Annotated in this window: 16 protein-coding genes and 1 tRNA gene; 15 read left to right on the top strand and 2 right to left on the bottom strand. The window is 56.5% G+C overall.

Going from position 1 to position 21,452, the window contains the following annotated elements; all coding sequences use genetic code 11:
- The first annotated feature begins 327 nt into the window (after positions 1–327).
- From dnaK to cdaA, 4 genes are all read left to right on the top strand, one after another.
- On the top strand, positions 328–2,250 hold the full coding sequence (gene dnaK / locus INF32_RS07270; RefSeq protein WP_226387683.1) for a molecular chaperone DnaK: 1,923 nt from the start codon (positions 328–330) through the stop codon (positions 2,248–2,250).
- 140 nt (positions 2,251–2,390) lie between these two features.
- The gene (locus INF32_RS07265; RefSeq protein ID WP_226387682.1) at positions 2,391–3,356 is read left to right on the top strand and encodes an alpha/beta hydrolase; all 966 of its coding nucleotides are present in this window, start codon (positions 2,391–2,393) and stop codon (positions 3,354–3,356) included.
- A gap of 226 nt (positions 3,357–3,582) precedes the next feature.
- Positions 3,583–6,609 carry a protein translocase subunit SecDF gene (gene secDF, locus INF32_RS07260; RefSeq protein WP_226387681.1) on the top strand — a complete coding sequence of 1,009 codons (3,027 nt, stop codon included), beginning with the start codon at positions 3,583–3,585 and terminating at the stop codon, positions 6,607–6,609.
- A 110-nt stretch (positions 6,610–6,719) separates the two neighbouring features.
- The gene (gene cdaA / locus INF32_RS07255) at positions 6,720–7,493 is read left to right on the top strand and encodes a diadenylate cyclase CdaA (protein ID WP_226387680.1); all 774 of its coding nucleotides are present in this window, start codon (positions 6,720–6,722) and stop codon (positions 7,491–7,493) included.
- A 137-nt stretch (positions 7,494–7,630) separates the two neighbouring features.
- Here cdaA and rmuC read toward each other — a convergent pair whose 3' ends face one another.
- Positions 7,631–8,965 (bottom strand): DNA recombination protein RmuC, encoded by a 1,335-nt coding sequence (rmuC, locus tag INF32_RS07250; RefSeq protein WP_226387679.1) that lies wholly within the window; start codon positions 8,963–8,965, stop codon positions 7,631–7,633.
- A gap of 89 nt (positions 8,966–9,054) precedes the next feature.
- Between rmuC and rpe the strand changes: the two genes are divergently transcribed.
- From rpe to INF32_RS07210, 8 genes are all read left to right on the top strand, one after another.
- On the top strand, positions 9,055–9,708 hold the full coding sequence (gene rpe / locus INF32_RS07245) for a ribulose-phosphate 3-epimerase (RefSeq protein WP_226387678.1): 654 nt from the start codon (positions 9,055–9,057) through the stop codon (positions 9,706–9,708).
- Positions 9,709–9,713: 5 nt separating this feature from the next.
- The gene (gene abc-f / locus INF32_RS07240) at positions 9,714–11,663 is read left to right on the top strand and encodes a ribosomal protection-like ABC-F family protein (RefSeq protein ID WP_226387677.1); all 1,950 of its coding nucleotides are present in this window, start codon (positions 9,714–9,716) and stop codon (positions 11,661–11,663) included.
- A 1-nt stretch (position 11,664) separates the two neighbouring features.
- On the top strand, positions 11,665–12,240 hold the full coding sequence (locus INF32_RS07235; RefSeq protein ID WP_226387676.1) for a flavodoxin family protein: 576 nt from the start codon (positions 11,665–11,667) through the stop codon (positions 12,238–12,240).
- 5 nt (positions 12,241–12,245) lie between these two features.
- Positions 12,246–12,980, top strand: coding sequence for a 23S rRNA (guanosine(2251)-2'-O)-methyltransferase RlmB (gene rlmB / locus INF32_RS07230; RefSeq protein ID WP_226387675.1), 735 nt, complete (start codon positions 12,246–12,248; stop codon positions 12,978–12,980).
- Between the two features lie 28 nt (positions 12,981–13,008).
- On the top strand, positions 13,009–14,070 hold the full coding sequence (locus INF32_RS07225; protein ID WP_226387674.1) for a M20 family metallo-hydrolase: 1,062 nt from the start codon (positions 13,009–13,011) through the stop codon (positions 14,068–14,070).
- A gap of 24 nt (positions 14,071–14,094) precedes the next feature.
- A complete protein-coding gene (gene argH, locus INF32_RS07220) occupies positions 14,095–15,429 on the top strand; it encodes an argininosuccinate lyase (protein WP_226387673.1) in 1,335 nt (444 codons plus the stop codon).
- A gap of 31 nt (positions 15,430–15,460) precedes the next feature.
- Complete coding sequence (locus INF32_RS07215) at positions 15,461–16,168, top strand: M48 family metallopeptidase (RefSeq protein WP_226387672.1); 708 nt, start codon at positions 15,461–15,463, stop codon at positions 16,166–16,168.
- Between the two features lie 64 nt (positions 16,169–16,232).
- Positions 16,233–16,901, top strand: a complete 669-nt coding sequence (locus tag INF32_RS07210; RefSeq protein ID WP_226387671.1) for a DUF421 domain-containing protein — start codon at positions 16,233–16,235, stop codon at positions 16,899–16,901.
- 64 nt (positions 16,902–16,965) lie between these two features.
- On the opposite strand, the gene aspT is transcribed toward INF32_RS07210, so the two are convergent.
- On the bottom strand, positions 16,966–18,669 hold the full coding sequence (gene aspT, locus INF32_RS07205) for an aspartate-alanine antiporter (protein ID WP_226387670.1): 1,704 nt from the start codon (positions 18,667–18,669) through the stop codon (positions 16,966–16,968).
- 280 nt (positions 18,670–18,949) lie between these two features.
- Here aspT and INF32_RS07200 point away from each other — a divergent pair.
- The 3 genes from INF32_RS07200 to lnu(AN2) all read left to right on the top strand — a co-directional run bounded on the left by INF32_RS07200 (position 18,950) and on the right by lnu(AN2) (position 21,105).
- Positions 18,950–19,036, top strand: a tRNA-Ser gene (locus tag INF32_RS07200).
- Between the two features lie 326 nt (positions 19,037–19,362).
- Positions 19,363–20,568 carry a macrolide efflux MFS transporter Mef(En2) gene (gene mef(En2), locus INF32_RS07195; RefSeq protein ID WP_005786079.1) on the top strand — a complete coding sequence of 402 codons (1,206 nt, stop codon included), beginning with the start codon at positions 19,363–19,365 and terminating at the stop codon, positions 20,566–20,568.
- Between the two features lie 24 nt (positions 20,569–20,592).
- Positions 20,593–21,105 (top strand): lincosamide nucleotidyltransferase Lnu(AN2), encoded by a 513-nt coding sequence (gene lnu(AN2), locus INF32_RS07190; protein WP_004308783.1) that lies wholly within the window; start codon positions 20,593–20,595, stop codon positions 21,103–21,105.
- Positions 21,106–21,452: the final 347 nt, after the last annotated feature.

Here is a 21,452-nt window from a genome sequence, read left to right as displayed (position 1 = left end):
CGTGTCCGGTCCCTCTGTCCGTTCCGGACCTTATTCCGCTTTTAAAATTAAATAAAAAAAACTTAACATCAAAACAATTCGGGACACTTTCGCCGAAAATCGGGTATTTGCCTTTTCTCTCCGCAGTCTGCTGCCGGACCGACGATTTTTCCCGGGGTCGGACCATTCCGGTCGAAATGACAGGGATCGTGTCATGCCGTCTGCCAAAAACAGCGGCTTTGTCAGTTTCGGGCTGCAAAAATTGTGCAAATGGCCCTTGGCATAAAGATTGATGATTTTCGGGTAGTTTTTGAAATTGAAAATAACAATTAATAATAGTACGACATTATGGCAAAGATTATCGGAATTGACTTAGGAACGACCAACTCCTGCGTGGCAGTGATGGAGGGCAACGAGCCCGTGGTGATTCCCAACAGCGAGGGACACCGGACGACTCCTTCGATCGTGGCGTTCACCGACGGCGGCGAGCGGAAGGTGGGCGATCCCGCCAAACGGCAGGCTATCACCAACCCCAAGAACACGATCTTTTCGATCAAGCGGTTCATGGGAGAGACCTGCGAACAGGTGAAAAAGGATATCGACCGCGTACCTTATAAGGTGGACTGCGTGAGCGGCATGCCGAAGGTGGACGTGGACGGACGTCAGTACACGCCTCAGGAGATTTCGGCCATCATTCTCCAGAAGATGAAAAAGACGGCCGAGGACTATCTGGGACAGGAAGTTTCGGAAGCCGTCATCACGGTGCCCGCCTACTTCTCCGATTCGCAGCGCCAGGCTACCAAGGAGGCCGGTCAGATCGCGGGCCTGAACGTACGCCGGATCATCAACGAGCCTACGGCCGCAGCGCTCGCTTACGGTCTGGACAAGAAAAGCCAGGATATGAAGATCGCCGTGTACGACCTCGGCGGCGGTACGTTCGATATCTCCATTCTGGAGTTGGGCGACGGCGTGTTCGAGGTGAAGTCGACCAACGGCGACACCCATCTGGGCGGCGACGACTTCGACCATGTGATTATCGACTGGATGGCCGAGGAGTTCAAAAGCAAGCATAACGTCGATCTGCGTAAGGACCCGATGGCCATGCAGCGTCTGAAGGAGGCTGCCGAGAAAGCCAAGATTGAGTTGTCGAGTTCGACCTCTACGGAGATCAACCTGCCTTATATCATGCCGGTGGACGGTATTCCGCAACATCTGGTGATGACGCTGACCCGGGCCAAGTTCGAGCAGTTGGCTGACCATCTGATCCGTGCCACGATCAAACCCTGCGAGCAGGCTCTGAAAGATGCCGGATATACGAAGGACCAGATCGGAGAGGTGATTCTCGTGGGCGGTTCGACCCGTATCCCGGCCATTCAGAAGGTGGTCGAGGAGTTCTTCGGCCGCACGCCTTCCAAGGGTGTCAATCCCGACGAGGTGGTCGCTATCGGCGCAGCCATTCAGGGCGGTGTGCTGACCGGCGAGGTGAAGGACGTGCTGCTGCTGGATGTTACCCCCCTGTCGCTGGGTATCGAGACGCTGGGCGGTGTGTTCACGCGGCTGATCGACGCCAATACGACCATCCCGACCCGCAAGAGCGAAACTTTCTCAACGGCCGCCGACAACCAGCCTTCGGTGGAGATCCATGTGCTCCAGGGCGAGCGTCCCATGGCCCGCGACAACAAGACCATCGGACGGTTCCACCTCGACGGAATTCCGGCCGCACCGCGGGGTGTGCCGCAGATCGAGGTGACGTTCGATATCGACGCCAACGGTATCCTGAATGTTTCGGCCAAGGATAAGGGAACGGGCAAGGAGCAGAAAATCCGGATCGAGGCTTCTTCGGGTTTGACCGAACAGGAGATTCAGCGGATGCGCGACGAGGCCAAGGCCAACGAGGCCAAGGATAAGGAGGAGCGCGAGCGGATCGACAAGATCAATGCCGCCGACAGTATGATCTTCTCCACCGAGAAGCAGTTCAAGGAGTACGGTGACAAGATTCCCGCTGACAAGAAATCCGCGATCGAAGGCGCTCTGGCCAAGCTGAAGGATGCGCACAAGTCCGGCAATGTCGGTGAAATCGACAGCGCCACGACCGAGCTCAACAACGCATGGCAGGCTGCGTCGCAGGATATTTACTCCGCACAGCAGGCTCAGCCCGGCGCACAGGAGGCCGGTGCGCAGGCCGGTGCGGGCACTCAGGGGGCTTCCGGCAATGCCGGCAAGACCGACAGCGACAACGTGACCGACGTGGAGTTTGAGGAAGTCAAATAATTGGCGGAATTGATTGACGCGAAAAAGGAGACGGTTTCCCAGAACCGTCTCCTTTTTTTCTTGTCCGTCCCGATTTTTGTATTTATTTTGCAGGATCGAATCCGGCGGCGCCTGTGGACGGTGCCCCGAAATCCGGAAACATGAAACGAGCACGGAACCAGAGAAAAAAAGTGTGGCGGACGGTGCTTGCCGTAGCGGGAGCCGTAGTGGTGCTGGCTGTCGTGAGCGGTAGCGTCTATCTGTTCAATTACGCTTTATTGAGCCAGCCCGAGGCCCGCGATCACCGGCGGGTTTACGACCGGATGATGCGCCATGCGGATATTCGGGTCTGGGCCGACAGTCTGAATCGTTGCGACGGTCTGCGGGATACCTTTATCACGTCGGCCGACGGGCTCCGGCTGCATGCCTTCTACATCGCCGCACCCCGGCCGACCGACCGCGCGGCCCTGCTCGTGCACGGCTATCAGGACAATGCCATGAGCATGCTGATGCTCGGGTATATGTACAACAAGGGACTGGGATGCAACGTTCTGCTTCCGGATTTGCGGGCCCACGGGACGAGTGAGGGAAAGTATGTCTGCATGGGCTGGAAAGACCGGGAGGACATGAAGCGTTGGATCGGGGTGATCCTCTCCCGTTTCGGCCGCGACAGCCGGATTGTGATGCACGGCATTTCTATGGGGGCCGCCACGACGATGATGACCTCGGGGGAGGAACTGCCCGGGAATGTCCGCTGTTTCGTGGAAGACTGCGGCTATACCTCCGTGTGGGACGAATTCGGGAGCGAACTGAAAGGTCGTTTTCATCTGCCCGCCTTTCCCCTGCTCTATACGGCCGATCTGTACTGCCGGCTGCGGGAGGGGTGGGGGTTCCGTGAGGCCTCCACCCTGCGGCAGGTGGCCCGGTGCGAACGCCCCATGCTGTTCATCCACGGCGACCGCGATACGTTCGTTCCCACCCGCATGGTCTATCCGCTTTACGACGCCAAACCCGGAGACAAGGAGTTGTGGATCGTGCCCGGAGTGGTCCATGCCCGGGCCTATTGGAACGATCCGGCAGAGTACGGGCGGCGGGTCGGGGATTTCGTGAACCGGTATATGCCCTGACGGAAGGACGGGTTTCCTGCCGGCCCTTTCGGGGCCGGCTTTTCTTTGCCGTACGCCGTACGGAAGCCGGGCGTACGGGGGCTCCCGGTGCGTTTCCGTGCCGTTGAATTTATGCTGGGGCCGCTCTTATTTCTGTCGCATTTATATTGTATTTCGCAAAAAAATATATACTTTTGCGCTCTAACGGACTGCTAAACTTAAATAATTTCAAAATAAACATTTCGACATGCAGAACAAAGGTGCACTTAAACTGTTGGCAATCGTACTGGCCATCGCCTGCGCTTACCAGCTCTCCTTCACGTTCGTGACCCAGCGGGTCGAACGTAAAGCGGCTGCCTACGCCGGAGGCGATGCGGCCAGGGAACAGGCCTATCTGGACTCCGTGAAGTCGCAGACGGTTTACAATCTGGGTTTTATCAAATTCAACTACAAGGAGTGTAAGGAGAAGGAGATTAACCTGGGACTCGACCTTCGGGGCGGTATGAACGTCATGCTGGAGATCGCCGTGGAAGATGTGGTCCGTGCCCTGTCCAACGACAGCAAGGACCCGATCTTCAACCAGGCGCTCGCCCAGGCCCGCGAGGATCAGAAGAACAGTACCGACGATTATATCACCCTTTTCGCCCGTGCCTACGAGCAGCTTTCCGGCGGCGGCCGTCTGGCGTATATCTTCAATACGCCCGAGTTGCGGGAGGTGATCACGGCCAACAGCACCAATGCCGAAGTGGTGAGGGTACTCCGCGAACAGACCGAGGGTGCCATCGAGAACTCGTTCAATGTGCTGCGCAACCGTATCGACCGTTTCGGTGTGACGCAGCCCAATATCCAGCGTCTGGAGAATTCGGGCCGTATTCTGGTCGAGCTTCCCGGTATCAAGGAGCCCGAGCGCGTGCGCAAACTGTTGCAGGGAACCGCCTCGCTGGAGTTCTGGGCCACGTACGACAATACGGAGATCTATCCCCTGCTGAATCAGGCCAACCAGATCATCCGTGAATACCGGGAGGCCCAGAAGGCTGTGGCCCCCGCCCGGGCGGAAGAGGTGACGGTGGAGGAGACCGAGACGGTGCAGTCCGGCGACACCACCGAGAGTGTGGAGCTGCTGGCCCAGATGGACCAGGGCGCATCCGATTCGCTGAAAGGGCAGGAGGATATCGCCGCGATGTATCCCCTGTATGCCAAGATGAGCCCGATCGCCGATCCGCAGAGCGGACAGATCGGACAGGGTCCGGTGATCGGCCATGCGCTGGCTGCGGATACGGCTGCCGTGAACGCATATCTGGGCCTGCCGGCCGTGCGAGCCATCCTTCCGCGCGACATCAAGTTGCTGTGGGGCGTGAAACCGGTGGATGCCGCCGGCAATATTTTCGAACTCTATGCGATCAAGGCTAACACGCGCGACGGAAAGGCTCCGCTGGACGGTGGCGTCGTCGTCGAGGCTAAGGAGGACTATCAGCAGCAGGCTGCCACGGCCGAGGTGTCGATGGTGATGAACGGTACCGGAGCCCGTATCTGGGAGCGTCTGACCGCCGATAACGTGGGAAGTTGCATCGCCATCGTGCTGGACGGTTATGTCTATTCCGCTCCGCGTGTGAACGGAGCCATCGCCGGCGGTCGTTCGTCGATCACGGGCAATTTCACCATCCAGGAGGCGAAGGACCTCGCCAATGTGCTGCGGTCGGGCAAACTGCCTGCTCCCGCACGTATCATCCAGGATACGGTGGTAGGTCCTTCGCTGGGTCGGGAGTCGATCAATGCGGGTATGATGTCCTTCGTGATCGCTTTCGTTCTGGTGTTGCTCTACATGCTCTTCTTCTATAACACGGCGGGTCTGGTGGCCAATATCGCACTGGTGACCAACCTCTTCTTCCTGTTCGGCGTGCTCACCTCGTTCGGGGCCGTGCTGACCCTGCCCGGTCTGGCCGGTATCGTGCTGACCATGGGTATGGCCGTGGATGCGAACGTGATTATCTACGAACGCGTCAAGGAGGAGATCAAGGCCGGCAAGGGGCTGAGCCTTTCGATCGCCGACGGATTCAAGAACGCCTATTCGGCCATTATCGACGGTAACGTCACTACGCTGCTGACGGGTATCGTGCTCTTCATCTTCGGAACGGGTCCCGTACAGGGCTTCGCCACGACGCTGATCATCGGTATCATCACCTCGCTCTTTACGGCGATCTTCATCACCCGTCTGATCTTCGTGGCCATGCTGGAAAAGGGTGTGAACATCCGTTTCTCGAACAAACTGACGGTGAATTTCCTCGCCAATACGCATATCAACTTCATCGACAAGCGAAAGTTCTCCTACATCATTTCGGGTGCGCTGGTGCTGGTTTCGCTGGTATCGCTCTTTACGCGCGGACTGAATTACGGCGTGGACTTCTCCGGAGGCCGTGCTTTCGTCGTGCGTTTCGACCAGAACGTGACGGCCAATCAGGTGCGTTCGGCTCTGGAGGAAGGCTTCGCACAGGAAGAGGGCGACGATGCGACCAAGAGTTTCGAGGTGAAACAGTTCGGTCCCGAGAACCAGATGCGTATCGTGACGCAGTACATGTTCGACGATCAGAGCCAGGACGCTACCGCCAAGGTAGAGGGTCTGCTCTACAAGTCGCTGGGTTCCCTGTTCGTTACGCCCGTTACGTTCGAGGAGTTCGCCACCACGGCCACCAATCCTTACGGTATCATCTCGGCCGACAAGGTGGGACCGAGCGTTGCGCACGACATCAAGGTCAACGCCATCATCGCCGTGATTTTCTCTCTGCTGGCCATCGGGCTCTATATCGTGTTCCGTTTCAAGCGCTGGCAGTGGGGTATGGGTAGCGTGATCTCGCTGGGGCACGATGCATTCCTGACGATCGGTATCTTCTCTCTGCTGCATGGATTCATGCCGTTCAACCTGGAGGTGGACCAGTCGTTCATTGCCGCGATCTTGACCATCATCGGTTATTCGATCAACGACAAGGTGGTGATCTTCGACCGTATCCGCGAGTACCAGACGCTCTATCCGAAAATGAATATAAAGAACAATATCAACGCGGCGATCAACACCACGCTGGCCCGTACGATGAATACGTCGGGTACGACCATCGTCGTGTTGCTGGCCATCTTCCTCTTCGGAGGTGAGGTGATCCGCGGGTTCGTCTTCGCGCTGATGTTCGGTGTGATCGTGGGTACTTATTCCTCGGTCTTCATCGCAACGCCGATAGCCTACGATATGATCCGCCGCAAAGAGGCGAAAGCCGTCAAGGCGTAAGTCTTTCCGAATGCCGAATACGGGGACATTCCATAAGAGGAGTGTCCCCGTTTTTTTGCCCGGTTATCGAGATTAATTCGTATATTTGCCCAACGCTTACCGAAATTCATATGGACTTTATCCAGATAACAGTGATCGACGTCATCGACATCGTGGTGGTGGCGACGATCATGTATTACCTTTACAAGGTAACCAAAGGCACGCACACGCCGAGTATTCTTACGGGAATCCTGTTGATCTACCTGCTTTGGGTGGTGGTCAAGGCGCTCAATATGGAGCTGTTATCCGCTATTCTGGGGCATATCATCGGGGTGGGCGTCATCGCCCTGATCGTGGTGTTCCAGCCCGAGATACGGCGGTTCCTCCACCTGATCGGTACGCGCAGCAACCAGCACAGGGATTCGTTTCTGGGACGGCTGTTCGACATGCACGAGTATCACAACGACCATCTGGAATACGTGAGCCCCATCGTTAAGGCGTGTGGCGACATGTCAGATACGAAAACCGGGGCCCTGATCGTTATCCAGCAGAAGAGCGACCTGTCGGTCATTGCGGAGACGGGTATCTCCATCGACGCGAGAATCTCCTCGTCCCTGCTGAAAAACATCTTCTTCAAAAATTCGCCGCTCCATGACGGGGCCGTCATCATCAACGACGGCCGGATCGTCGCGGCCAAGTGTGTTCTTCCCTCCACCCAACAGGAGGTTCCCGTCTCTTACGGGATGCGCCATCGGGCTGCGCTGGGTGTGAGCGAAGTGTGCGATGCACTGGTGGTGGTGGTCTCCGAAGAGACGGGGCATATCTCGGTCGCCCGGAACGGCGAAATGCATTCGAACCTCTCCACGGCCCAGTTGCAGGCGGAGTTGCTGAAAAGCGCCGCATAGTTTCCGGAGGACTTGGCCGGTTGGGACACCGCTTCTTTTTCCTGTGGGGAGTGAGAGATTGTATCAATCGGTATGGTTGAAAACGACGCTGCTCCGGAAATGGAATCGTTGCGACCGGTGCGTTCAGGGAAAGTCGGTCACTCTATCTTCAGCGAGTCCTCTTCGTAATCGTTCAGTGCGGAGGGGAGGCTTTTCGTTGCTTTTACCCCCATTTCCCGCAGTTTTTCGCTGCGGGCGATCAGATTGCCCTTGCCGGTTTTGAGTTGCCCCATCGCCTTCTCGTAGTTGCGGGAAGCGGTGTCGAGGTTCTTTCCGATGTCGAGCAGGGTCTCTGCGAAGCCTACGAATTTGTCGTACAGATTGGCTCCCTCGCGGGCGATGGCCAGTGCGTTTTTGCTCTGGTTGTCGCGTTTCCAGAGGTCGTCCACAATTTTGAGCAGGGCGAACAGATTGGTCGGGCTGCTGATGATGACCTTCCGGCGATAGGCGTCGCCCCAGATTGACGGGTCGCCTTGGAGAGCGGCCAGAAAGGCCGGTTCGTTGGGGATGAACATGATGACGAAATCGGGCGAATTGACCAGCGACTGGTAGCTTTTGCATCCCAACTCGTCCACGTGGGCGCGCACCGAACGCAGGTGCTCCTTCATCGCCTTGTCCCGTTCGGAGGCATCGTCCGCATGGACGTAATTCACGAAGGCCGTGAGTGAAACTTTCGAGTCGATCACGATTTGCTTGCTGTCGGGCAGATTCAGCACGACGTCCGGGCGCAGATTGTTTCCCTCTTCGTCCTTGAAGTTCTGCTGGGTGGTGTAGTGGATGCCGTTCACGAGGTTCGAACTCTCCAGAATGGTTTCGAGAATCATCTCACCCCAGTCTCCCTGCACTTTGCTGTTTCCTTTCAGGGCGTTGGTCAGGTTGGTCGTCTCTTCGGTAATGCGGCGGTTGAGGTCGAGCAGGTTGCGGATTTCGTTTTTGAGGGCGCCCCGCTGTTGGTTCTCGTCGGAGTAGATGGCTTCCACCCGGCTCTTGAACTCGGTGATCGAATCGCCGAACGGCTTGAGCAGGGCCTCCATCGACTCGCGGCTCGTCTGTTTGAACTGTCTGCTCTTCTCCTCCAGAATGTCGTTGGCCAGGTTACGGAATTCCGCCCGGAACGAGGCCTGCAATTTTTCCAGCTCCTCCCGGTCGCTTTCGGCTTTGGCCCGTAGGGTGTCCAGCCGCACCTGAGCCTCGGTGTGGCGGGCGATCAGCGTCCGGACCTGTTCCTGCAACCGGGTCTCCGATGCGGCGAGCGATTCGGCCCTGCTGCGGGTTTCGTTCAGCTGGCTTTCGAGCGAAAGGGCCCGGGCGGATGCTTCGTCGCGGGAGACGGCGAGGCCCGCGTTCTTCCTGCGAAGGGAGACGAGAGCGGCCGACAGGGCGATGCAGGCGATGAAAAATGCCGTGCAGAACACGGTGAGTGCGATGGTCATGGTTAAAATAGGTTATCCGAACAAAATTAGGCATAAATTTCGAGAAAAATCGCGTACCTTTGTCTGTAATCTGTCTAAACCGGATTTTTATGAACAGAATCATATCCCCCTCGATGCTCTCCGCCGATTTCGGCCATCTGGACCGCGATACGCGGATGATCGACCGCAGCCGGGCCGAATGGATTCACATCGACGTGATGGACGGCGTCTTCGTGCCCAACATCTCGTTCGGTTTCCCGGTCCTCAAGGCGATCGACGCCGCCTCCGACAAGTTCATGGACGTGCATCTGATGATCGTCGAGCCGGAACGTTACGTGAAACGGTTCGCGGAAGCCGGGGCCGATCTGATCACCTTCCATGCGGAGGCGACCTCCGATCCGCAGGCGTGTATCGAGATGATCCGGCAGGCCGGGGTCAAGGCCGGTATTTCGATCAAACCCGCCACGCCGGTGGAGACGGTCGAACAGTGGCTGCCGATGCTCGACCTGGTGCTGGTGATGAGCGTGGAGCCGGGGTTCGGCGGCCAGAGTTTCATCGGGGGCAGCGTGGAGAAGGTGAAGAGGCTGAGAAGCATGATCGACGGGGGCGGATTTTCCACCCTGATCGAGATCGACGGAGGGGTGGGACCCGACAATGCCGGGATGCTCTTTGCTGCGGGATGCGACGTACTGGTGGCCGGAAGCGCCATTTTCCGTTCGCCCGATCCGGAGGCGACGATCGTAAACATGTTGGAAGCGAAGTAAAACGTATGATTTCAGTGGAAAACCTGACCGTGAGTTTCGGCGGTCAGAACCTATTCAACGACATATCCTTTCTGATAAACCCCAAGGACCGGATCGGTCTGGTGGGAAAGAACGGGGCGGGGAAATCCACCCTGCTCAAGGTGCTCATCGGCGAGCAGCCGGCCACGTCGGGAGCGGTCACCCGGAACGGGGACTGCACGCTGGGCTATCTGCCCCAGCAGATGAAGGTGTTCGACACCACGACACTGGCGGAGGAGACCGCTTCCGCTTTCCGGGAGGTAAACGACCTGGAAGCCGAGATCGCCCGTATCACGGAGGAGATCACGGTACGTACCGATTACGAGAGCGAGGAGTATGCCCGCCTGTTGCACCGTCTCAACGATGCGACCGACCGTTACCACATTCTCGGGGGCGACAACCGCGAGGCTGAGATCGAAAAGACGCTGCTGGGGCTCGGTTTCCGGCGGGAGGATTTCGGTCGTCCCACGCGGGAGTTCAGCGGCGGCTGGCGGATGCGGATCGAGCTGGCGAAACTCCTGTTGCGGAGACCTTCGGTCTTCCTGCTCGACGAGCCGACCAACCACCTCGACATCGAAAGTATCCAGTGGCTGGAGAGTTACCTGAAGGAGTACAACGGTGCCGTCCTGCTCATTTCGCACGACCGGGCCTTTCTCGACAATGTGACCACCCGCACGATCGAACTTTCGCTGGGCAAGGTGTACGACTATAAGGTGCCGTACAGCAAATTCGTGGAGTTGAGGCGCGAACGGCGCGAGCAGCAGATCGCTGCCTACAACAACCAGCAGAAGATGATCGAGGACACGGAGAACTTCATCGAACGTTTCCGCTACAAGCCGACCAAGTCGAACCAGGTGCAGTCGCGTATCAAGCAGTTGGAAAAGATCGAGCGGATCGAGATCGACGAGGAGGATGTGGCGACGCTCAACATCAAGTTCCCGCCCGCTCCCCGTTCGGGACAGGTGGTGGCCGAGGTGAAGGATGCGGGCAAGAGTTTCGGCCCGAAACGGGTCTTCAGCGGAGCCAATTTCCATATCGAGCGCGGAGAGAAGGTGGCGCTGGTAGGCCGTAACGGCGAAGGAAAGACCACGTTCGTGCGGATGCTGACCGGGGAGCTGGAACCCACCGAGGGTATGGTCCGTGTAGGTTACAATGTCAATATAGGCTATTTTGCCCAGAATCAGGACGATCTGATGGAGGGCGAATTCACGGTGTTCGACACGCTCGATCGGGTGGCCGTCGGCGATATCCGGACCCGTCTGCGCGATATTCTGGGCGCTTTCCTTTTCCGGGGCGAGGAGATCGACAAGAAGGTGAAGGTGCTCTCCGGCGGCGAGCGTTCGCGGCTGGCCATGGCGCGGCTCATGCTGGAACCCTATAACCTGCTGATCCTCGACGAGCCGACCAACCACATGGACATGCGTTCGAAGGATATTCTGAAGAATGCGCTGATGAAATACGACGGCACGGTGATCGTGGTCTCCCACGACCGTGAATTTCTCGACGGGCTGGTGAACAAGGTCTACGAATTCCGCGACGGCGCCGTGAAGGAGTATCTGGGCGGAATCTACTATTTTCTGGAGAAGCGCAAACTGGAGTCGCTCCGCGACGTGGAGATCAAAAAGGCGGAGGCTCCGGCCGAGGTGCCCCGGAAAAAGGTCCAGAGCAAACAGGATTATCAGCAAAGGAAGGAGGCCGAACGGGCCGTGCGCAAGACGAAGAACGAAATCGACCGGGTGGAGGCCCGCATTTCGGAACTGGAGGCGGAGATCGCAGAATGGGACCGCAGGATGGCCGATCCGGCCGCCAACGGCATCGACCTCGGTGATCCTTCCGTGTTCGAAACCTACAACGGTCTGAAACAGACTCTGGCCGCACGGATGCACGATTGGGAGAAACTCAATTACGAACTCGATTTGCTGACGGAACAGGTCTGAGATGAAAATATTGGTGCTGAACGGCTCGCCCCGGCGGGGCGGTGTGGTCGATACGATACTGGAACGGGTGCTGGAGGCGGCCGGGAAGAAAGGGTGTACGGGAGAGAAACTGAATGTCTGCGACCTGAAGTTCCGACCCTGTACGGGTTGCATGGCCTGCCGGACGGACGGCGTGTGCCGCCTGAGCCGTGACGATGCCCACGAAGCAGCCGAAAAGATTGCGGAAGCCGATCTGCTGGTGGTCGGTACCCCTACTTATTGGGGCAACATGAGCGGCCAGCTCAAACTCCTGTTCGACCGTACGGTGCCGGTCTTCATGGGCGAAAGCTCCCGGGGTATTCCGCAGGGGCGTCAACGGGGAAAGAGGGCGTTGATCGTGGCCGCCTGTACGACGCCGTGGCCCTTCAACCGGCTGATGCGTCAGAGCCGCGGGGCCGTAGGAGCCGTACGAGAAGTGCTCGGTACGGCAGGTTACAGGATACGTACGCTTCAGATCGGAGGGACGAAACGGATCTCCTCCCTGCCGGAGCGCTGTGCTCTCCGGGCGGAACGAACGATACGACACATGATTAAATAATCGCTATGGAAGATATTGTTTTCGGCATTCGTCCGGTACTCGAAGCGATCGAGGCGGGCCGTGCGATCGAGAAGATCTATTTCAGAAAGGGGGCGGAGGGACAGTTGCTCGGAGAGTTGCGCGAGATATGCCGAAGCCGGCGCCTCGTCATGCAGGAGGTGCCCGTGGAGAAACTGAATCGCCTGACACGGGGCAATCACCAGGGAGTGGTGGCCCGTATCGCGGCTGTCGAGTATGCTGACCTGAACGAGGTGCTGGCTGCGGTTCCGGCAGACGGGGTTCCGCTGGTCGTGGTTTTCGACGGGGTGACGGACGTACGCAATTTCGGGGCGATCGCCCGCAGTGCCGAGTGTGCCGGGGCCCACGCACTGGTGGTGCCGGTGAAGAATATGGCGCCCGTGAACGCCGAGGCGGTGAAAAGTTCGGCCGGGGCGCTCAGCCGGATTCCCGTGTGCCGGGTGGGCAGTATCCGCAATACGCTGATGGCGCTCAGAAACGGGGGATTGAAAATCGTGGCCGCCACCGAAAAGAGCGATACGCTTCTGTTCGGGGCCGACCTGACGGGACCCGTGGCGATCGTGATGGGCAGCGAAGATACGGGCATTTCGAAAGAGGTGCTCAAATTGTGCGACATGCGGCTGGCCATTCCCGTCGCGGGAACGATCGAATCGCTGAACGTGTCTGCCGCCGCCGCGGTGATGCTGTTCGAGACGGTTCGGCAGCGGATACAGGACAAATAGCCGGAAGACGGCGACAAAAACGGGAGATATGGAACAGGAGATGTTGTACACAGAGGCGGTGGAACTGCTCAAAGGGATGATCGCTATCCCCTCGGTCAGCCGCGAGGAGGCCGGAACGGCCGAACTGATTGCGGGGTTTCTCTCCTCGCGGGGAATTCCCGTAGAGCGTCTGCACAATAACGTGTGGGCCCGTAACCGCTGGTACGATCCGGCGAAACCGACCATTCTGCTCAATTCGCATCATGATACGGTGAAACCCAATCCCGCCTATACGCGCGACCCGTTCATCCCCGGGGTGGAGGGCGACCGTCTGTACGGACTGGGCAGCAACGATGCCGGGGCGAGCGGGGTGTCCCTGCTGGCTGCATTCCGCCATTTCTATGACCGGAAGGATTTGAAATACAACCTGGTCGTGGCGATTACGGCCGAGGAGGAGAACAGCGGAAGCAACGGTCTGGAGGCGGTGATCCCCCATTTGGGGCCGATCGACTTCGCCATCGTGGGCGAACCGACGCAGATGCAGCTGGCCATCGCTGAACGGGGGCTGGTGGTGATCGACTGCGTGGCCCGCGGCCGGGCGGGACATGCCGCCCGGGAGGAGGGCGACAATGCCATTTACCACGCTTTGCCGGACATCGAGTGGTTCCGTACGTTCCGTTTTCCGAAGGAGAGCGATCTGTTCGGGGCGGTGAAGATGACCGTGACCATTATCAATGCCGGGTCGCAGCACAATGTGGTGCCTGCCGAATGTCGCTTTACGGTGGATATCCGGGTGACCGACCGTTACACGAACGAGGAGGTGATCGACGAGATACGCAGGCATGTCTCCTGCGACGTGATTCCCCGTTCCACTCGGCTCAAGCCCTCGTCGATCGACCCGTCGCATCCCGTGGTGCAGGCCGGACTGGCGCTCGGACGGACCACTTACGGTTCGCCCACCACGTCGGACCAGGCGCTGCTGGACGTACCTTCCCTGAAGCTGGGTGTCGGCGACAGCGCCCGTTCGCACAGTGCGGACGAGTATGTGCACCTGTCCGAAATCAGGGAGGGGATCGGACTTTATATCGGAATATTGGAACGCATAGTATAACCGGAACGAAAAACCGAACGAAAGATGAAACTTTGGCAGAAGAATACGGATGCGAGCGCGGAGGTGGATCGCTTCACCGTGGGGCTCGACCGCGAAATGGATATCAAACTGGCCGGTGCCGACGTGCTCGGTTCGCTGGCCCATACCCGCATGCTGGAAAAGATCGGGTTGCTTACGCCCGCGGAACTGGAGGACGTGCAGCGCGGACTGAAGGAGATCTACCGGGAGATCGGGGCCGGGAACTTTACGATCGAAGAGGGCGTGGAGGACGTACATTCGCAGGTGGAGTTTCTGCTGACCCGGCGCCTGGGCGAGGCCGGAAAGAAGATTCACAGCGGGCGTTCGCGTAACGATCAGGTGCTGGTCGATCTGCGTATCTTCCTGCGGCGGGAGATCATCACCCTCGCCGGGGAGATCCGTGCACTGTTCGACACCTTGCAGGGGCTCTCCGAAAAACACAAGGACGTGCTGATGCCGGGTTACACCCATCTTCAGATTGCGATGCCCTCGTCGTTCGGGCTTTGGTTCGGGGCCTATGCCGAGAGCCTGGTGGACGATGTGCAGCTGCTGCTGGCGGCATGGAGGGTGTGCAACCGCAATCCGCTGGGCTCGGCGGCCGGTTACGGCTCTTCGTTTCCCCTCGACCGGACGATGACCACCCGTCTGCTCGGGTTCGATTCGCTCGACTATAATGTGGTGTATGCCCAGATGGGGCGGGGGAAGACGGAGCGGATCGTGGCGCAGGCCCTCTCCTCGGTGGCCGCTACCCTGGGGCGGCTGGCGATGGACAACACGATGTTCCTGAACCAGAACTTCGGGTTCATCTCCTATCCGCCCGAACTGACCACCGGATCGAGCATCATGCCTCACAAGAAGAATCCCGACGTGTGGGAGATCATGCGCGGCCGGGCCAATCTGATCCAGTCGCTTCCCGGCCAGATCGCCCTGCTGACGGCCAATCTGCCGCTGGGGTACAACCGGGACCTCCAGTTGCTCAAGGAGGTGCTCTTCCCTGCGCTCGACCAGATGCACGACATGCTGCACATGGCCCGCTACATGTTGGAACACGTTTCCGTGAAGGAACATATTCTGGACGATCCGAAATACGACTACCTTTTCAGTGTGGAAACGGTCAACAATCTGGCTCTGAGCGGTGTGCCGTTCCGGGAGGCTTACCGCCAGGTGGGACTTTCGATCGAAAAAGGCGAATTCTCGCCCTCGAAACAGGTGCACCATACGCACGAGGGAAGTATCGGCAATCTGTGCAACGACCGTATCGCCGCTCTGATGGATAATCTGCTCGGGCAGTTCGGGTTCGAACGGGTGGAAGAGGCCGAGCGGGAACTGACCCGGGAGTAGTGGATCGGAAAAGGGTTCGGCGGCGGTTCGTATGAAATCGGTGATCGCACATCCCCGGCTCGGAGAAGTGACCGTGTCGCAGACACGGCGGGCCACGCGTATTTCGATCAGCGTGCGCCCTCCGGGAGCGGTGCGTTTGTCGCTGCCCTGCAGCGTGCCGCTGGCAGAGGCGATTCGTTTTCTGGATGAACGGGCCGAGTGGGTGGAGCGTACCCGGATGCGGCTGGCCGAAAAGTATCCGGCCGATCCCGTGGGCATGCCTTTCCGGACGAGATGGCACGAATTGTCGCTGTTTCCGGGAGAGGCGGAGAAGATCACCGTGCGGGTGACGGCCGATCGTGTGTGCGTGGCTTATCCGGCCGATCTGCGTTGGGAGTCCGACCCGGTACAGAAGGCTGTCCGAACCGGGATCGAGGAGGCGTGGCGGGCCGAGGCGAAGGCGATCCTGCCCGAGCGGACCCGCCAGCTGGCCGAGCGGTACGGTTTGAAGTACCGGAGCGTGTCGGTGCGCAACACTGTCAGCAAATGGGGCAGCTGCTCTTCCCGGAACGATCTTTCACTCAGTATCCATCTGATGAGGCTTCCGGACTACCTGGTCGATTACATCATCACCCACGAACTCTGCCACACCGTGCATCATAACCACGGGCCCCGCTTCCATGCCCTGCTGGACAGGCTCACCGGGGGGCGACATGCCGAACTGCGCAGGGAGATGCGCCGGCAGCAGACGCGCTGGTAGTTCCCGTGTACGGTTGCGGCACGATTCTTTCTGTACATGCGACGGGAATATATCCGTATCGCGTATGATGGTTCTCGGCATTGCCGTTAAAATTATCGTGGGCATGATGGGCGTGCTCTTTTTCCTGCGTATCTCCGGCAAGACGCAGATGGCCCAGCTCACGCCGCTCGACTCGGTGAACGCTTTCGTGTTGGGGGCGTTGGTGGGCGGAGTCGTTTACAATCCCGACCTGTCGGTCTGGTACATGGTGTTCGCTCTCGCCGTCTGGACGGTGGTCAATATGCTGATCCGTTATCTGCTGCGTTTCAGGGTGTGGCGGCGGCTGGTCAAGGGAGACACCGTGCTGATCGTCCGGCGCGGACAGCTGAACCTGAAGGAGTTCAAACGCAACGGGTTGGAGATGGAGCAGTTCCGCACGCTTCTCCGGGAGAACGGGATATTTTCGATGTTCGATGTGGAGGATGTCCGTTTCGAAACGAACGGTAAGCTGACCGTGTCGGTGAAACACAACATTTCGGAATCCTTCCTGTTGGTCAACAACGGGTCCGTACTGGAAAGTTCGCTCGAAAACGCAGGGAAGGATCGGGCGTGGCTCGAAAAGAGCCTGAAGAAGTTGGGATACGGAGGGCCGGACGATCTTTTCTGTGTGGAGTGGACGCCCGGCAAAGGATTTTACGTCGCGCCGAAAGAGGGTATGGCGCGCGACGGCGGAGAGACGGACGTGTCGAACTGAACCGCTTTTTTCGGAAGAGGTGTATGCGGTTTCCGGACCGCGGCTTCTCCGTCCGGTGCTTCGTCTATGCGATCAGCAGGACGATCACGACACCCCAGATGATCAGCAGTGTGTTGCCGATGGCGTAGGTGATGGTATATCCCATGGCCGGAACGTCGCTTTCGATGGTCTCTTCCACGGCACCCAATGCGGCCGTCGTGGTCCGCGATCCCGCCACGCAGCCCAGTGTGAGGGCCGGATTGAAGCGGAACAGATACCGTCCGATCAGAATACCGCCGATCAAGGGCAGCGAAGTGGCGAAAGCTCCTACGAGAAACAGGCTCCAGCCTACTTCCTGGAAACCTTTTACGAAACTGGGGCCCGTGCTGATACCTACGATGGCGATGAAGACGTTCAGTCCGGCATTGTTGAGCAGCCATACGGCCGAATCGGGAATGCCGCCCAGCGTAGGCCGCTTCGAACGGAGCCAGCCGCAGACCAGTCCCGCGATCAGTACGCCGCCGCTCACGGTGAGGCTGAGCGGGACGGAACCGATACGTGTCACCAGCAGCCAGCCGAATATGAGACCGCCCAGAAATATGGCCAGCCCGAGCAGTGTCATGCCTGTCTTTTCGGACACCGGATCGGCGAATCCGAGATTTTCCGCTGCCCGGTCTACGTCCTGTTTCAATCCGACGAGCGTCACCCGGTCACCCGTATCCAGTTTGTTTTCTCCCAATACGGGTATCTTGACTCCGGCCCGGCGGATGCTGCGGATACTCACTCCGTGCATGTACCGTTTGCCCAGGACGGAACGGACGGTCTGTCCCGCCGCGCCCTTGCGGTTGACCACTACGGGCAGGTTTTCCACGGCGAAGTTGACCAGATCGGCGTCTTCGACTTCATGTCCGATCCAGGTCTCCTCCTCGATCACATACTGGCGGCGTCCGCTGACGACGATCTCGTCTTTCGGATAGATTCTCAGGCGCGGAGAGACTTCCCGGATCGTTCCCCGCTGGCGGACCCTCTCCACGAAGAGCCGTTTCCCCTGTGCAGCCACGTAGGTTTCGAACTCCTTGACGGTTTTCCCTCCTTCGAACCACGGATTGTCGGCGCTGAAGGCCCGGAAGACCACCGCCCGGGCGGCCGGGTCGAATCCGGGGGTGATACTCAGGTCCTGTCCCATCTTGGCCTCGAGTTCGCGTGCCGCTTCCTTGACTTTGGCTACTCCGCCCAGCAGTTTCGGACCGATCGAACTGAGAATCCAGGCCGACCCGGCCGTGCCGAATATATAAGTGACCGCATAGCAGACGGGCATGGTGCTCAGGTCGATGCGGTCGCCTCCCTGAAGTTCCCCGATCGTGTCGGTCGCTGCCCCGATGGCAGCCGACATGGTCTGCGATCCGGCCAGCAGTCCGGCTGCCTGCGCCGCATTATATCCCATGATTTTCGCGCTGAGCCAGACTGAAAAAAGGCAGAGCAGGCAGACTACGACGGCGAATCCGACCTGGGGCAGTCCGTCCTTTTTCAGCCCCCGGAAAAACTGGGGGCCTACGGCATACCCTACCGCAAAGAGAAAAAGCATGAAAAAGAGGGTCTTGGCCGGTTCCGGAATGTCGATTTTCATCTGTCCCACTACGACGCCCACCAGCAGGACGCTGGTGACTGTGCCGAGCGAAAAGCTTTTGTAACGGAATTTGCCGATCCAGAATCCGATCGCCACCGTCAGAAATACGGGAAGCGCCGGGTTTTCCTGCAGAAAATGGATGATGTCGGTACCTGTGAACATATCATGCGTGCGTTTTGATTCGGTTGGTTCAGCCCGGGCAGCGAAGAAGGTTCCGGACCCTGCGGACGTTTACGGGGCAAACGGCGTGCCGGGAAGGGCCGAGGGGCGGTTTTGCCGGATACTTCGTACGGATTCCGTTATCGTTTCGGACGTAAAGAGTGCAAAACCGTCTCCGAAAAAGGAAAAAAGAGAAGAATATTCGGCACAGATTAGGAAAATTCGGAAATATATCCCTATATTTGTACCCGCAAAATCGGGGATATTCCCCCGTTCCAAGTCTGGAGAGATGCCGGAGTGGTCGATCGGGCCGCACTCGAAATGCGGTGTACGGGCAACTGTACCTAGGGTTCGAATCCCTGTCTCTCCGCAACAAACGCTGAAAATCAGCAGATTGCAAAACAAACACCCAGTTTTACACCCAAGAATGTAAAGTCGGTGTTTTTGTTTTATTTAAGATAATACAACCACTACATAATAAAAGAGTAGCGATATTAAAAGAATCCGATGAGAAAAGACTAATATTTATCTATCCATTCAGTTTGATTTTTCAGGACTTTACATCGTCCTGAAAGTATTTGTTATTGTATTCCAACGTCAGGAGTGGATTATAATACAAGTTTTTTGTGTGGATAGAATTTCGTTTTGCTTAATGTACGAAAGTACTTATCTATAAACGCATGAAATATTAGCACAATGAATCATTGGAAATCAACTTTGGCCGTGATAGGAATAGGCCAACTCATATCTATTTTAACAAGTACGATTGTTGGCTTCTCCATTATTTTTTGGATTAGCAACGAATTTAAATCCCCGACAGCTTTATCTCTGGCTATTTTAGCTGGATTTTTACCACAATTTGTATTAGGCTTGTTTGCCGGGGTCTATGTTGACAGATGGAATCGAAAGAAAACGATGTTTTATTCGGACTTGTTCATCGCGTTCTGTACCCTATGTCTTTTTATTGTGATAACCAAGGGTTATAAAGACCTTTCTTTTTTTTATCTATTGACTGCTTGTCGTTCAATAGGCAGTACGTTTCATGCACCTGCTTTACAGGCAAGCATCCCTCTACTGGTTCCCAAGCACCATCTTGTCAGGGTATCAGGTTTGTACCATTCCATTCAATCCTTCAGTGAGGTGATAGCTCCCGTTGTAGGGGCAAGCCTCGTTGTTTGGCTTCCCATACAGTATATTCTGCTCATAGATGTGATCGGAGCTGTTGCTGCTTGTCTGACCTTACTTTGTGTCCAGATTCCTTCTCTTCAAAAAACGAAAGTTCTTCCAGATTTCAAAAAAGAACTGACGGAATGTTGGCATACCTTGCGGCGTACAATGGGCATTTTGCCTTTATTCGTATGCTTTACGCTGGTGACTTTTGTCCTTATGCCTGTTTTTACGTTATTTCCTTTTATGACGCTTCTGCATTTCAACGGAAACATTTTGCAAATGGGAGTTGTGGAAATGGGTTGGGGCTCAGGGGCATTGTTGGGCGGTTTAGTACTTGCCTGTAAGGCTTTGAAAAGCAAGCAAACATTAGTGATGCATACGGCTTATGTGATATTGGGATTGTATCTGATTAGCGCCAGTTATTTACCATCAAGCGCATTTATAGGTTTTGTTTGCCTAACATTTACAGGAGGCATAGCCTATTCCATTTACCATGCGCTTTTCATCGCTATTATTCAGCAGAACTTGGCTTCGGACATGCTTGGACGGACTTTTTCTCTCATCTTTAGTTTGAGTACCTTTCCATCAATGCTGGGTATCGTAGCTTCAGGATATTGGGTGGAAGCATGGGGTATCACATCCGTCTTTATGATCAGCGGATGGGTTATCTTTCTGATTGGAGTGGGTGCAAATTTTATTTCTTCAATCAAGCAGTTGGATAATTACGCATAGTATTATTTATTAAAGAATTATTATATGACAAAGAAAGAACACACTACGATTACAGAGTTATTTCAAGTTTTGGACTTGTTGGAAAGCCTGGACATGCAGTTTTGGTTGGATGGAGGCTGGGGAGTGGATGTCTTGTACGGACAGCAAACCCGCTTGCATAGAGATATTGACATTGATTTTGATGCCAATTATACAGACCAACTCCTTGATCTTTTGCAGGAGAGAGGATATCAAATTGAAACAAATTGGTTGCCCACCCGTGTGGAACTGTATAGCAAAGAATTAGGCTATATTGATATCCATCCTTTTGTCTTGAATGCGGACGGCACTTCCAAACAAGCCGACTTGGATGGAGGCTGGTATGAATTTCAACCGGACTATTTTGGAACAGCAGTCTTTGAAGGCAGAAGCATCCCTTGCATTTCTGCAAAAGGGCAACAAGTATTCCATTCGGGCTACGATTTAAGAGAGAAGGATATTCACGATTTATCTATAATTAAACAATGTATAACAACAATGAGCCTAACAATTAGATAAGAACAAGAAAATGACAGAAAAACAAATTGTCTGGTATATCTTACTTACAGAAGTAAAGATAGACAGTGACACCCAGTCTGTCACATCCCTGAGTGTAGCTCCATTGGCAGTCTTGCCGGAATTCCAGCGTAAGGGAATTGGGGGGGGGTGTTGATTCAGTAAGCCCATCAGAGGGCAGCACTTTTGGGTTACGGCACAGCAGTCGTATTGGGGCATAAAGAGTATTATCCTCGATTTGGCTATCGCAAGGCTATCGATTTAGGAATTGAATTTCCTTTCGAAGTCTCTCATGAATATTGCATGGTGGCTGAATTAATACCTGGAGCTACTGAGAATGTGAAAGGTAT

This window comes from Gallalistipes aquisgranensis (assembly GCF_014982715.1).
In the GTDB taxonomy this organism is placed as follows: Bacteria; Bacteroidota; Bacteroidia; order Bacteroidales; family Rikenellaceae; genus Gallalistipes; species Gallalistipes aquisgranensis.
This window is presented reverse-complemented; position numbering and strand designations above follow the sequence as displayed.